Genomic DNA, 12,724 nt, shown 5'->3' with positions numbered 1-12,724 from the left:
AATATCCTTTCTTCGGGAATCCCCATGCGATTGAGTATCTTGTTGTGCAGCCTCGCGCTGCCGTTGACGGCGCACGTCCGTGCCGAAGACATTCTCCCTTCCGTGACGGTCCATGCCGGTAAAGTGGAGCAGCGCCGCAACGACACCGTCGCCGCCATCGTCGTCGGCCACGATGAATTGATACGCCAGGGCGACCGCGTGCTGTCCGACGCCCTGAAGCGCCTGCCCGGCATTTCCATCGGCGGGCCATCCGGCGCGGCTGCGGGCGCCGCTGGCGGGCAAATCCAGATGCGCGGGCTGGGCCAGGGCTATACCTTGATCATGCTCGATGGCGTGCCCGTGGCGCCCGGCTTTTCGCTCGACGCCCTGGACCCGGAACTGGTCGAGCGCGTGGAAATCATGCGCGCCGCCACGGCGGAATTTTCCACCCAGGCGATCGCCGGTTCCATCAACATCGTGCTGAAAAAGTCGGGCGGGCGGCGCGAACGCACGTTCAAGCTGGGCGCGTCCGCCAGTCACGGCATGCCCGCCGGCAGTGCCACCGTGCAGTGGTCGGACAAGGATGGACGCCGGTCGTACGCGCTGGCCGGCACGCTCAGCCATACGGGACGCGAAGCGTTGCTCGACGAGTGGAGCCGCGAATTCGACGCAGCGGGCGCGCCCACGGTGGTGCGCCACGTGCCGCTCACCGAGCGCGTGACGAGCGACGCCATCGAGCTGGCGCCCCGCGTACAATGGGCGCTGGCGGGCGAGGGCAGCCTGGCCTGGCAAAGCCTGGTCAACGTGCGCCGCCTGGCCAGTCGCCGCCACGCGCAGGAAACGGCTTACCTGGGCGGCACGACCGCCTATCCGGAGAACCAGGCCAATTTCAACCAGGACAGCAGCACCGTGCGCAGCGACCTGCACTGGCTGCGCAAGCTCGACCATGGCGCCAGTCTCGACGTGAAGCTGGGCGCCAGCATCAATCACCGCGCCAATGATTATCAGTTCCTGGGCCGCGGCGCGGCGCCGGGACAGGGCATCACGCGCCTGGTCGATTCGGGCCTGGACGAGGTGGGCGTGCAGGCGAGCGGCACCTACCGCCGCGCGCTGGGCGAACACCACACGCTGGCGGCGGGTTGGGATGCGGGGCACCGGCGGCGCACGGATTTTCGCCGCGAACGCCAGCTGGAGCCGGGCGGGCGGCCAGTGCTCAGCGACGAAGACTATGCGGCCACGGTGCGGCGCCTGGCACTGTTCGCGCAGGATGAATGGGAACTGTCCGCGCATTGGTCGCTGTACCTGGGCTTGCGCTGGGAAACCTGGCGCACGGCCAGCGCCACGGGCGGCGGCGAGCCGGTCGACGTGCGCGCGCAGGTATGGAGTCCCTTGCTGCAAAGCCTGTGGAAGTCCGGCGGCAAGCAGCAGGTGCGCCTGGCCGTTACGCGCACCTACAAGGCGCCGCAGATTTTCGAACTGATCCCGCGCCCGTACACGGTCGACAATGGCAACAGTCCCACGAATCCCGACACCCAGGGCAATCCGGCGCTGCGCCCGGAGCTGGCGTGGGGGCTCGATGCCGCCTATGAATACTATCCGGGCGCGGGCGCCATGCTGGGCGCCAGCGCCTCGCTGCGGCGCATCAGCGACGTGACGCTGGAGCGCCTGTACCAGGACAACGGGCGCTGGGTGAGCACGCCCGTCAACCATGGCCATGCCGGCGTGCGCTCGATCGCGCTGGAAGCGAAGCTGCCCTTGACGGCGCTGTGGGCGGGCGCTCCCGCGCTGGACTTGCGGGCCAACGCGGCGCGCAACTGGTCGAGGCTCGATGCCGTGCCCGGCCCCGATAGCCGCCTCGACAGCCAACTGCCGTGGAGCGCCAACGTGGGAGGGGACTACCAGCTGGCCCGCCTGCCCCTGAGCCTGGGCGCTGACCTGAATTACCAGGCGGGCGGGCGCTCGCGCGAGTCCGGCCAGCTGCTGGCCTGGCAGGGCGGCAAGCGCGAACTCGATATGTACGCGCTATGGAAAGTCAGCGACAGGCTGCGCCTGCGCCTGTCGGGCGCCAACCTGCTGGGGCAGGATTACCGCACGCGCAACCTGTATGCGGATGGCGCGCGCAGCCTGCTGCGCACGGTCGATACGGGCAGCTACCGCACCTGGCGGCTGATGCTCGAGGGAACCCTGTAGCCAGCTGTAGCCAGCCTAGTCGTCGATCTCGTCGACGGTGTAGCTGACGCCCTGCGCCTCGAGGTAGCCGCGCACGGCGTCCAGGCCGTGCCACGGGTCGGGGCGCAGGTGCTGGCATATATACAGGCCCGCATCCGTCAGCCTGGCGTCGGTGTCGCGCATGGCGGCGCCGGTTGCGCGCGGCGCCTGCGGCAGTGCGGCCAGCAGCTGTTCGAGATGCTGGCGCTGGCGCGGCGCCAGGCTGGCCGCGATCCTGAATTCAAATCCCATGTTTTCTCCTTGATTGACAGGCCGCCGCAGCGGCTATTTTTCATTATCGAAAAAATTGCACATAGCTTGGCATTCTTTCCGTTTTTGTTTTCAAAGTATCTCGTCCATACTGCATAGCACTGGCCCGGCACACACAGCGTGACGCAAGGGCACGAGCACAAATGCCGTACAAGGACCTCTCTTTTTTCATATTCAATTATTTTCACTAAGGAAAACATCATGCCGATCGCCATCGCCCAAGCCGCCCACAAACTGCTGACTCCAAACGATCATACCCTGATCATGATCGACCACCAGTCGCAGATGGCGTTCGCCACCCGTTCGATCGACCTGGCCTTGCTGCGCAACAATGCGGCCCTGGTGGCCAAGGCGGCGGCGCAATTCAAGGTGCCGACGATTCTGACGACGGTCGCCGCCAAATCGTTCTCCGGCCCTATTTTTGACGAGATCCAGTCCGTCTTCCCCGGGCAGGCGCCGATCGACCGCACCAGCATGAATACCTGGGAAGACGCGCGCATCGCCGACAAGGTCAATGGCTACGGCAAGGGCAAGATCGTGCTGGCCGGCCTGTGGACATCCGTCTGCATCGTGGGCCCTGCGCTGTCGGCGCTGGAGCAGGGCTTCGAGGTGTACGTGATCGCCGACGCCAGCGGCGACGTCTCCGACGAAGCCCATGCGATGGCCATGCAGCGCATGATACAGGCGGGCGCGCAGCCGATGACGTCCGTGCAATACCTGCTGGAACTGCAGCGCGACTGGGCACGCGGCGAGACTTACAACGAGACGGTGGCGACAGCCGTGGCGCACGGCGGCGGCTATGGCCTGGGCTTGATCTACGCCAAATCCATGTTCAACGCCAGCGAAGGCCATTGATTTTTCACTGACTCCGGCTCCGCCGCCCGTCGGCAGAGCCGTGTTTTTACATGATCCGGGAGTTCCCATGCACGCAAACACGATCTTGCTCAATGGCCGTTTCCACACGGTCGACAGGACGCAGCCGCTGGCGTCCGCCGTCGCCATCGCCGATGGCAAATTTCTCGCCGTGGGCGACGTCGAAGACGTGATCCGTCATCGCGGTCCCGCCACGCAGCTGATCGACCTGGGTGGCCGCACGGTGATTCCCGGCCTGAACGACTCGCACCTGCACCTGATCCGCGGCGGCTTGAACTACAACCTGGAATTGCGCTGGGAAGGCGTGCCCTCGCTGGCCGATGCCTTGCGCATGTTGAAGGAACAGGCCTTGCGCACGCCGAACCCGCAGTGGGTGCGCGTGGTGGGCGGCTGGACGGAATTCCAGTTCGCGGAAAAGCGCATGCCCACCCTCGATGAGATCAATGCAGCTGCGCCCGACACACCCGTCTTCATCCTGCACCTGTACGACCGCGCCTTGCTCAACCGCGCCGCCCTGCGCGCCGTCGGCTACGATAAAAATACGCCGAACCCGCCCGGCGGCGAGATCGTGCGCGATGCATCGGGCAATCCCACGGGCTTGCTGATCGCCCGGCCGAACGCCATGATCCTGTATGCGACCCTGGCGAAAGGCCCCAAGCTGCCGCTGGAATTGCAGGTGAACTCCACGCGCCAGTTCATGCGCGAACTCAATCGCTTGGGGCTGACCAGCGCCATCGACGCGGGCGGCGGCTTCCAGAATTATCCCGAGGATTACGCCGTCGTCGAGGAACTGGCGCAAAAGGAGCAGCTGACCATCCGCATCGCCTACAACCTGTTCACGCAAAACAAGGGCGCGGAATTGCAGGACTTCCAGAAGTGGACGGGCATGGTGAAACCCGGCGATGGCACCGATTACTATCGCCACAACGGCGCCGGCGAAATGCTGGTGTTTTCCGCCGCCGACTTCGAGGATTTCCTCGAACCGCGCCCAGAGCTGGCGGCCGGCATGGAGGATGAGCTGGAAAAGGTCGTGCGCCACCTGGTCGAGCAGCGCTGGCCGTTCCGCCTGCACGCCACCTATGACGAATCGATCGGCCGCATGCTCGACGTGTTTGAAAAGGTCAACCGCGACACGCCGTTCGGCGGCTTGCACTGGCTGTTCGACCACGCGGAAACCATCAGCCCGAAAAATATCGACCGCGTGAAAGCGCTGGGCGGCGGCCTGGCCATCCAGCACCGCATGGCCTTCCAGGGCGAGTACTTCGTCGAGCGCTACGGTGCCGACGCGGCCAAGGCGACGCCGCCCGTGCAGCGCATGCTCGACGCGGGCGTGCCCGTCGGCGGCGGTACGGACGCCACGCGGGTCGCCAGCTACAACCCGTGGACTGCGCTGTACTGGCTGGTTTCGGGGCGCACCGTGGGCGGCCTGGCCCTGACGGATGCGGCGGGCAGGTTGTCGCGCGACACGGCGCTGGAACTGTGGACGGCGGGCAGCGCCTGGTTCTCCAGCGAGCAGGGCAAGAAGGGGCGCATCCGCGAGGGCATGCTGGCTGATTTGAGCGTGCTGTCGGCCGATTACTTTACGGTGCCGGAAGAGGCGATCAAGTCCATCGAATCCGTGCTGACCATGGTGGGCGGCAAGGTCGTCTACGGCCAGGCGGAATTCACGACCCTGGCGCCGCCGCCCATTCCCGTGCTGCCCGAGTGGTCGCCCGTGCGCACGGTGCCCGGCCATTACCGGCCCGCGGCCAGGCCGGCGCAAGCCATGCTGCCGCACCAGTGCGCGGGCGCCTGCGGCGTGCATGCGCATGCGCATGACCGGGCGCGCAAGTCGGCCGTGCCGATCAGTGACTTTTCCGGCTTCTGGGGCGCCTTGGGCTGCAGCTGTTTCGCCTTCTAGAGGGCGGCCTGGCCTTATTTGGAAATGCGCAGGATGGCCGAGGCGAGCCGCGTGAAACATGGGCTCAGCTCGCTTTCGGTGGCCGCATAGCAGTACAGGCCCACGGGCTCGGCCGGCTTGCGGCAAGCCGCTTTTGCGTCGGTCGTGTTGGCCAGGCAGCGCAGCAAGTCTTCGCCCAGCTCGTTGTCCGGCCCTTCCTTGGTTTTCAGCGAGGCGCCCATGCCCAGAGTAAAGACAAAAATGCCTTCCTGGCGCGCTTTTGCCGCCATCGCTTCAACCAGGTTGCGCGAGGCGCGGTGCACATTCGTCCATTGCGCTTGCGCCGTTGCGGTGGAAGAAGTCACGACGCGGGGCGTATTGGTGACGATGGGAAACTCGCGCAGCGCCGCGTCATTATTCGCGTTATACCATGCGGGAAGTCCGGTGATCTGACTGGCGGCGCAATCGCCGTATTGGAGCGAGTCGCTCACTTTCATCCTGTACAGGCCCGCCAATGCCGGGTTTTGCAGTTTCGGAAAGGTGGCGAGGCCGCCTGCATCCTTGCATTTGTTGTCCTTGTTGGGAAAGTACGCGGAAAATGCCGCTGGCGAGCCATCGGAAAAAAACACGATGACGCGCAGGCTGGAGCGGTTGACCTGGGCGATGTCGTTCAGCTGTTTGCGTGCCTGGAACATGCCGGCGGAAGAGTTGGTGCCGCCGACAAACGTGAATTGATCGATCTTTCCATTTTTCATGGTCATGCTGTCGCGGTCGAAACCGCGCTCGACCTGCCTGATCGGGACGTCGATTTGCGCTTCCGAGGCGAAATGCAGCAAGCCGACCCGGTCGACCGTGGAATTGAATTTGTTCAGGAAGGACTTGCCTGCCGCCCGCACGGCGTCCGCATTGTTTTCCAGCGAACGCGACGTGTCCATCACCAGCACCATGTCCAGGTCCTTGCGGATGGTTTGCGCGCTGGCCGCCACGTTCAGGGTCTTGAAGCCGAGTATGCCCATCAGCGAGACGGGCAGCGAGGCGGTGGCCGAGACGTCGATGGTGACGGTGCCCCTGTCGAACGTGACGTCGACGGGATCGAGGACCGGCGTCGAGAGCAGGAAGTTGTCCGGATAATTAATGTCGAAAAACTCCCTTGCCGCCTGGCGCGCGCTGTCCCGCTGTTCCGCTTCCGAATTGCCCGCGGTAATGCCGCGCGCCGCCGCCAGGCTGGCCGAGTCGACGGCCGCATTGAGCTTGGCCTTGACGAAGTAGCCGAGGGCGGAATCGACGGCCAGGCCCACCGAGGCGATCAGGACGACGGCCGACAGCGCCACCATGATCAGCACCTGGCCGCCTTGCCGCTTGTGTGGAATGCGCATCAGAATACCGTCATCGAAGTGAGGTTGGGGCCCAGCACGGGCGTCGTGCTGTTGCCAAAGTTCAGGGTGCCGAACAGCATGTCGAAATCGTAGAACGTTTCCACGGCGTAGATCAGTTCGCCATCGGCCAGCTGGTTCTGCATCAATGCCACCGTGGGGGCATGCTCGTCCTTGGCGATGCCGGTGCACGTGCCGTTGCTCCAGCTGCCGCATTGCCATACCTGGCTGGCGGGCAGGTAGCCGCTGGCCCTGGCGCCGGCATCCCAGCGGTATTGTTCCAGCACGATATTGCGCAAGCCGTTCTTTGCCGTGTAGCCCATGATCTTGGTGATGTAGATCATGCCGCGCTTGTTCATGTCCAGCGGCGGCGTGCTGGCGGCCAGCGCATTCATGATGGCCTGGCCCGAGCCGCTCAGGTCGGACGTGGAGCGCGAGGCCAGGTTGGCGCCTTCGCGGCTGATGTTGAGCAGGATGGTCTTGGCCTGGATGGCACGCGACAGGTCGGCCAGCATGAACAGCAGCAGCGCCAGCAGCGGCAGAACGATGGCAAATTCCACGGCGGCGATGCCGCGCGCGGCGCGCGGCGCAGGAGGGCGGGCGCGCATCACAGGCCGCCAAAGCTTTCATTGCGCATGGTGGCGGCCACCACGAAATGCGCCTGGCCGTCGCGGAACAGGGCCCGGATCATCGGCGTGGCAAACGCCCAGCGGCAATCGACGGAGATGACGACGATATCGCCGGCCTGGCCGAACATGGCGGCGCCGACCGCATCGCTGCCGTTGACGGAGATCACGGGGCTGACCTTGTCATACATGCCCATGGAACTGTCGCGTATTTTTTGTATCACGGCCTGGTAGCGCTGCTGGTTGGCGCTGTCGGGGTCGAGGTCTTTTGCCCCCGTGACGGCATAGCGCGCGCCTTCGCGCACCGCGTGCTGCATGGTCATATTGGCAAAATACGCCATGCTCATTTCAATGATGCCGATTATCAGCATGAGAAAGACCGGCGTTATCAGGGCCAATTCCAGCAAGGTGGCGCCGCCCTGTCCGCTTTGCTTGCGGAATATAGGGGAATCGGCCTGTTTTAAACGCATGGGATTAATCCGGTTAGGTGCCGCGATGAAGAATGTCGGGCGGATGGTATTACGCCATTTGACTGGCGATTATTCTATATCGATTTTCAAGGGCATGTCTTCCCATTAAATTATTACAGGTCAAGATAATCGTAATTAAGCGCCTTATTTCAAGTGTGCGGCCCCCGTCCCTACAGGGCCGGGAGTAATATGCGCGGGTATGAAAACAGGCTTGGTGTCAGGATTGTCCTGCGTGCAGGCAAAGACTTGTTTTGCAAGGTGATGCAATAAAAATGCTGCAATGTAAGCAACAGCAGCGATGGCAGCAGCGATGGCGCGCCGGCGGCGCGCCCGCCCTGGCCGCGCTGCCCATCCATCGGCACTCGCCCGGCGTGCGGCGACCGCTGGCGTGGGTCACGCACCGCGTTTGCGCGTGCCGGCCCAAGGCCTCTTCCTTCGTGCCCCCATGACTTCCTCCCCTGCGCGCGGCAACAGAGGTGCGCGCGGGCGAGGCTGGCAATCCGATTCGGATCAACAATATTCCCCGAAGGGGATGGGTTACACGTTAAGAGGTAAAGCATGTCAACAAAAAATGTCATACGCGTCATGCTGGTGTCGGACCACAAAACCTGGCTGTGGGGCCTGGAGCAGCTGCTCGCCGCCGCCCAGCCGGCAATGCAGGTGGTGGCCAGCGCCACCGAGATCGACGGCGCGCTGCTGCTGGCCCGGACCCTGTGTCCCGACGTCATCGTGCTTGACGCCGATCTGGGCTGCGGCGGCGCCTGCGCCATCGATTATCTGCCGCAGCTGCTCGGCAATGGCGTCTCGCGCGTATTGCTGTTCAGCGGCACGCAGGACCAGGCCGAGTGCGGACGCGCCGTGCGCAGCGGTGTGCGCGCGGTGGTGGGCAAGGAGACGCCCGTCAAGCAAATGGTCGACGCCATCGCCCGCCTGCATCAGGGCGAGTTGTGCCTGGCTCCGGCGCTGCTCGACAGCATGCTGGGGGTGCTCAACAAGCCGGAAGCGGCACCCGATCCGGAAGAGCAGCGGATCGCCAGGCTGACGCTGAAGGAGCGCAAGATCGTTGCCATGATGGTGGAAGGAAATGGCGCGCTGAACCGTGCAATAGCCCAGCGCGCTTTTATCTCGGAGCAAACCTTGCGTAATCATCTGACATCGATCTACAGCAAGCTCGATGTCACCAACCGCCTGGAATTATATGTGTACGCCACCCGCAACCGGCTGGCCGAGTCCCTGCCTGCGGAGGGATAGTACATATGTCCTGATTGTGGACAAAAAATTAAGATGGTTTGTACTGTGCATAAAATGACTTTTCTCTGATTCGATTTAATGTTTGTTTATATAAAATACACGCATCAGAAATTGGCAAATAAAAACAAGGTGAATGTTTTTATTTTCAGACTGTATTTTCAGTTTTTATCATGTTTAAAACTTGACCTGAAAGGGAATAATATGAATTTCATTAAAAACTTTATCGCCGAAGAAGATGGCGTGACCGCCATCGAATATGCGCTGATCGCTGCGCTCGTGGCGGCGGCGCTGGTCACGGCCGTCGGCTATTTCACCACCGGCCTCGATGGCGCCTTCAAGGCCATCGGCACCAAGTTGACGGGCGCGGCGATCTAAGACGCCCGCCCACCGCGCTGCACCCCGGCATGCCAGCTGCCCATGCGCACTGGCCTGCCGGCTTCCCGCCCAACGATGCGCATGCCGTCATGCGCTCGGCTTGCATCAGGTACACGATGGACCCTCATTCTTTCTGGACGTTCAGCCCCGCCATAGTCTTGTGGGGGCTGCTGGCCGCCGCTGTCTGGCATGACGTGCGCCGCCGGCGCATTCCCAACCGGCTGGTCTTTTCCGGTGCCTTGCTCGGCGTGCTGCTCAACAGCCTGGCGTTGCCAGGGCTGACGCCGGCCGGGCCGTGGCTGGCCTTGGGCGGCCTGGCCGTCGGCCTGGGCTTGCTGCTGCCCATGTATGCGCTGAAGGCGCTGGGCGCGGGCGACGTCAAGCTGATGGCGATGGTGGGGGCGTTTCTGGGCCCGCGCCCCGCCGTGTTTGCCGTGCTGTGCAGCCTGCTTGCTGGCGGCGTGCTGGCGCTGGCCGTCGCCCTGTGCCAGGGCACGCTGCGCCAGGCCTTGGCCAATGCCCGGCAATTGCTGCTGCAAGGCTGGCTGCGCGCCGCGGCAGGCGAGGCGCCGCAGGTCGGCCCGCCCGCGCTGGCAAGCGGCAGCCTGCCGTACGCGATCGCCATTGCCGCCGGCACCGCCATCAGCCTGGCCCTGGCGGCCGGCGGCCATGCATGACGCGCCGGGCAGCATATGGCCGCGTGCGCGCGGAAACCCATGTTTCACCAAGAGGATAAATCATGAGAAATAGCCGCGTTGCGATCGTGCTGCTGCTGGCGTTGCTGATGGCGGGCGGCGCCGTGCTGGCGGCCGCCCGCTGGATGTCAGGGCAGGGCGCGCCGGCCAGCCAGACGGTGATGGTCGCGCTGGTCGATATCGGCGTGGGCGCGAAGGTGACGCCGGCCATGCTGCGCGGCATGGACTGGCCGGCGGGCGCCATGCCGCCGGGGGCGTTTGGCGAGGCCGGCGCGCTGGACGGGCGCATCACGCGCAGCGCCGTCAGCAGGGGCGAGCCTGTGCTGGAAAGCAAGCTCGCGCCGCCCGGCGCCACCGGTGGCCTGTCGGCCATCGTCGCTGCCGGCAAGCGCGCCATGACCGTGCGCGTCAACGACGTGGTGGGCGTGGCCGGCTTCGCGCTGCCGGGCAACTTCGTCGACATTCTCGTGCATACGCAGGATGACCGCGCCAGACCGGCGGGCGGCGGGCCGCTGGCCATTTCCAAGATCGTGCTGGAACGCATCCTGGTGCTGGCCGTGGCGCAGGAATCCGGCCGCGACGACAACAAGCCCAAGGTGGTCAACGCCGTGACCCTGGAGCTGACGCCGGAGCAGGTGGAAAAGCTGGACCTGGCGCGCAGCGTGGGCAGCCTGTCGCTGGTGCTGCGCAACCAGGTCGATCCGGCGCCCGCCGACACGGGCGGCGCCACCAAGGAGTCGCTGCTGGAATTGAAGGCGCTGGCGCCGGCGGCGGCGCCCGTGCGCGCGGCGCGGCGTCAGACGGCGCCGGCACGCGCTGCCGCGCGCGACAGCGTCACCGTCATCAAGGGCATGGATACCAGCGTCCAGCAATTTTAAATCAGCAGGCAAGCAAGGATGATCGATGAATACATTTCGTAAGCACGCCTCGAGTGCGGGCATGCGCCTGGCCCTGGCCTTGGGCGGCGCGGCCGCGGGCCTGGCCTGGCCCGGCAGCGCCGGCGCGGCGGCGCCTTCCCGGCAGGCCGTCATGGCGCCAGTCGCGGCGCCGCCCATGTCGCTGGGCGCCGATATCGCCCGCCTGGGCGCGCCAGTGCGCATCGCCGTGGGCAAGTCCACCTTGCGCAGCCTGAGCCTGCCGGTGTCGCAGATCGCCGTCAACGATCCGCGCGTGGCCGGCGCCAGGATGCTGGGCTCGTCCAGCCAGCTGTTCGTCTGGGGCCTGGCCCCGGGCAGCACCAACCTGATCCTGTGGGACCGGCAGCAGCGCCCCGTGATCGTCGATATTGAAGTCGAGATCGATGTCGAGGGCTTGCAGGCGCAGCTGGCCTATGTCTTCCCCGGCGAGCATGCCGTCAAGGCGGGCGCGGCCGGCGGCAGCATCGTGCTGTCGGGGCAGGTCAGCGACAGCGTCAAGGCCAGCCAGATCCTCGAGATGGCGCAAGCCTATGCCCAGCGCGGCGCGGGCGAAGCGGCGGCGCCGGCCGACGGCGCCGCCAGCACTGCCAATGCCGGCGGCGGCGTCAAGGTCATCAATATGCTGACGGTCGCGGCGCCGCAGCAGGTCATGCTGGAAGTGAAGATCGCCGAAGTGTCGAAGACCCTGGTCGACCAGCTGGGCGCCAGCGTGGGCATCAGCGGCACGCGCGGCAACTGGAGCTACGGCCTGCTGTCGAACTTGCTCAGCGGCCATCCCAGCCAGCTGGGCGCCGTCAACGGCAAGAATGGCAACGGTCTCACGCTCGATGCGCAAAAGCGCGACGGCCTGGTCAAGGTGCTGGCCGAACCGAACATCATGGCCATCAGTGGCCAGGAAGCCAGTTTCCTCGCGGGCGGCAAGATTTTCATTCCGGTCGCGCAAGACAGCACCACCAACAAGATCACGCTGGAGGAAAAGGAATTCGGCATTGCCGTCAAGTTCACGCCCACCGTGCTCGAAGGCGGACGCATCAACCTGAAGGTGGCGCCGGAAGTGTCGGAGCTGAACCGCGAAGGCATCGGCATCACCACCGGCGGGGGCGCCGCCGCCAACGCGGTGCTGCCGGCCTTTACCACGCGGCGCACCACCACGACGGTGCAGTTGTTCGATGGCCAGAGTTTTGCCGTCGGCGGTTTGATCAAGAACAATGTGACGACCAATATCAAGGCCTTGCCCTTCCTGGGCGAGATTCCCGTGCTGGGCGCGCTGTTCCGCAGCAGCGATTTCCAGACGGACCGCACCGAGCTCGTCTTCATCATCACGCCGCACCTGGTCAAGCCGCTCGACAGTGAGATCGTGCTGCCGACCGATGCCTATGTGGCACCCAGCCGCGGCGAGTTCTTCTTGCAAGGAAAAATGGAAGGCGCCGCCGCGCCACGGCCGCGGCAGGACGCGGCCACGCAGACAGCGCCGGCCGGCGCGGACATTCAATAGGAGCACATCATGCAGCATCCCGTTTTCCTCCCCGTACTGCTGGCCGCGCTGGCCGCCAGCGGCTGCGCCGCCACGCCGAATCTGGACCGCCAGTTCGGCCACAGCGTCGCGCAGCTGCGCCAGCGCCAAATGCTGTCGCCGCAGGCGGGCGCGAACCGCGACCCCGTGGCCGGCTTGGACGGCAAGGCCGCCCAAGCCGCCTACGCGGCGTACCAGAAAAGCTTTGCCGCACCCGCGCCGCAAGCGGCCGCCTTCACCATCGGCGTCGGGGCGCGCAAGTGAAGCTGGCACCGTCACCACAGAACCAGCAAGG

General features: G+C 65.1%; 13 protein-coding genes. 9 read left to right on the top strand and 4 right to left on the bottom strand.

Features of this window, described 5'->3' with window-relative positions; genetic code table 11:
* Positions 1–24: 24 nt before the first annotated feature.
* Positions 25–2,169, top strand: coding sequence for a TonB-dependent receptor plug domain-containing protein (locus OX462_RS19305; protein WP_409026834.1), 2,145 nt, complete (start codon positions 25–27; stop codon positions 2,167–2,169).
* Between the two features lie 15 nt (positions 2,170–2,184).
* Here OX462_RS19305 and OX462_RS19300 read toward each other — a convergent pair whose 3' ends face one another.
* Entirely contained in the window at positions 2,185–2,439 is a 255-nt protein-coding gene (locus OX462_RS19300) for a hypothetical protein (protein ID WP_409026833.1), read from the bottom strand.
* Positions 2,440–2,658: 219 nt separating this feature from the next.
* Between OX462_RS19300 and OX462_RS19295 the strand changes: the two genes are divergently transcribed.
* Positions 2,659–3,312, top strand: coding sequence for a hydrolase (locus tag OX462_RS19295; RefSeq protein ID WP_409026832.1), 654 nt, complete (start codon positions 2,659–2,661; stop codon positions 3,310–3,312).
* 67 nt (positions 3,313–3,379) lie between these two features.
* A complete protein-coding gene (locus tag OX462_RS19290; RefSeq protein WP_409026831.1) occupies positions 3,380–5,230 on the top strand; it encodes an amidohydrolase in 1,851 nt (616 codons plus the stop codon).
* A 14-nt stretch (positions 5,231–5,244) separates the two neighbouring features.
* Here OX462_RS19290 and OX462_RS19285 read toward each other — a convergent pair whose 3' ends face one another.
* The 3 genes from OX462_RS19285 to OX462_RS19275 are packed head-to-tail and all read right to left on the bottom strand — an operon-like array spanning position 5,245 to position 7,678.
* Positions 5,245–6,585, bottom strand: coding sequence for a VWA domain-containing protein (locus OX462_RS19285; protein WP_409026830.1), 1,341 nt, complete (start codon positions 6,583–6,585; stop codon positions 5,245–5,247).
* Positions 6,585–7,190 (bottom strand): TadE/TadG family type IV pilus assembly protein, encoded by a 606-nt coding sequence (locus OX462_RS19280; protein WP_070312945.1) that lies wholly within the window; start codon positions 7,188–7,190, stop codon positions 6,585–6,587. The genes OX462_RS19285 and OX462_RS19280 overlap by 1 nt, the downstream gene beginning before the upstream one ends.
* Positions 7,190–7,678 (bottom strand): TadE/TadG family type IV pilus assembly protein, encoded by a 489-nt coding sequence (locus tag OX462_RS19275; protein WP_409026829.1) that lies wholly within the window; start codon positions 7,676–7,678, stop codon positions 7,190–7,192. The genes OX462_RS19280 and OX462_RS19275 overlap by 1 nt, the downstream gene beginning before the upstream one ends.
* A 558-nt stretch (positions 7,679–8,236) precedes the next feature.
* On the opposite strand from OX462_RS19275, the gene OX462_RS19270 reads away from it, so the two are divergent.
* The 6 genes from OX462_RS19270 to OX462_RS19245 all read left to right on the top strand — a co-directional run bounded on the left by OX462_RS19270 (position 8,237) and on the right by OX462_RS19245 (position 12,693).
* The gene (locus OX462_RS19270) at positions 8,237–8,929 is read left to right on the top strand and encodes a LuxR C-terminal-related transcriptional regulator (protein ID WP_070312943.1); all 693 of its coding nucleotides are present in this window, start codon (positions 8,237–8,239) and stop codon (positions 8,927–8,929) included.
* A 201-nt stretch (positions 8,930–9,130) separates the two neighbouring features.
* The gene (locus tag OX462_RS19265) at positions 9,131–9,304 is read left to right on the top strand and encodes a Flp family type IVb pilin (protein ID WP_071650303.1); all 174 of its coding nucleotides are present in this window, start codon (positions 9,131–9,133) and stop codon (positions 9,302–9,304) included.
* 116 nt (positions 9,305–9,420) lie between these two features.
* On the top strand, positions 9,421–9,981 hold the full coding sequence (locus tag OX462_RS19260; RefSeq protein WP_121668931.1) for an A24 family peptidase: 561 nt from the start codon (positions 9,421–9,423) through the stop codon (positions 9,979–9,981).
* A 62-nt stretch (positions 9,982–10,043) separates the two neighbouring features.
* Entirely contained in the window at positions 10,044–10,877 is an 834-nt protein-coding gene (gene cpaB, locus OX462_RS19255) for a Flp pilus assembly protein CpaB (protein ID WP_070312942.1), read from the top strand.
* 25 nt (positions 10,878–10,902) lie between these two features.
* The gene (locus OX462_RS19250; protein ID WP_409026828.1) at positions 10,903–12,411 is read left to right on the top strand and encodes a type II and III secretion system protein family protein; all 1,509 of its coding nucleotides are present in this window, start codon (positions 10,903–10,905) and stop codon (positions 12,409–12,411) included.
* A gap of 9 nt (positions 12,412–12,420) precedes the next feature.
* Positions 12,421–12,693 carry a hypothetical protein gene (locus tag OX462_RS19245; RefSeq protein ID WP_230505924.1) on the top strand — a complete coding sequence of 91 codons (273 nt, stop codon included), beginning with the start codon at positions 12,421–12,423 and terminating at the stop codon, positions 12,691–12,693.
* Positions 12,694–12,724 lie beyond the last annotated feature (31 nt).

This window comes from Janthinobacterium aestuarii, from assembly GCF_046113285.1.
In the GTDB taxonomy this organism is placed as follows: Bacteria; Pseudomonadota; Gammaproteobacteria; order Burkholderiales; family Burkholderiaceae_D; genus Janthinobacterium.
Note: the sequence above shows the minus strand (reverse complement) of the source record. Positions and strands in the feature narration are given on the sequence as shown.

Excerpts from the sequence above, each read along its gene's own strand:
- OX462_RS19275 (WP_409026829.1), bottom strand. The coding sequence starts at position 7,678 with ATGCGTTTAAAACAGGCCGATTCCCCTATATTCCGCAAGCAAAGCGGA.
- OX462_RS19265 (WP_071650303.1), top strand. The coding sequence starts at position 9,131 with ATGAATTTCATTAAAAACTTTATCGCCGAAGAAGATGGCGTGACCGCC.
- OX462_RS19260 (WP_121668931.1), top strand. The coding sequence starts at position 9,421 with ATGGACCCTCATTCTTTCTGGACGTTCAGCCCCGCCATAGTCTTGTGG.
- OX462_RS19270 (WP_070312943.1), top strand. The coding sequence starts at position 8,237 with ATGTCAACAAAAAATGTCATACGCGTCATGCTGGTGTCGGACCACAAA.
- OX462_RS19250 (WP_409026828.1), top strand. The coding sequence starts at position 10,903 with ATGAATACATTTCGTAAGCACGCCTCGAGTGCGGGCATGCGCCTGGCC.
- OX462_RS19295 (WP_409026832.1), top strand. The coding sequence starts at position 2,659 with ATGCCGATCGCCATCGCCCAAGCCGCCCACAAACTGCTGACTCCAAAC.
- cpaB (WP_070312942.1), top strand. The coding sequence starts at position 10,044 with ATGAGAAATAGCCGCGTTGCGATCGTGCTGCTGCTGGCGTTGCTGATG.
- OX462_RS19290 (WP_409026831.1), top strand. The coding sequence starts at position 3,380 with ATGCACGCAAACACGATCTTGCTCAATGGCCGTTTCCACACGGTCGAC.
- OX462_RS19280 (WP_070312945.1), bottom strand. The coding sequence starts at position 7,190 with ATGCGCGCCCGCCCTCCTGCGCCGCGCGCCGCGCGCGGCATCGCCGCC.
- OX462_RS19245 (WP_230505924.1), top strand. The coding sequence starts at position 12,421 with ATGCAGCATCCCGTTTTCCTCCCCGTACTGCTGGCCGCGCTGGCCGCC.
- OX462_RS19285 (WP_409026830.1), bottom strand. The coding sequence starts at position 6,585 with ATGCGCATTCCACACAAGCGGCAAGGCGGCCAGGTGCTGATCATGGTG.
- OX462_RS19300 (WP_409026833.1), bottom strand. The coding sequence starts at position 2,439 with ATGGGATTTGAATTCAGGATCGCGGCCAGCCTGGCGCCGCGCCAGCGC.
- OX462_RS19305 (WP_409026834.1), top strand. The coding sequence starts at position 25 with ATGCGATTGAGTATCTTGTTGTGCAGCCTCGCGCTGCCGTTGACGGCG.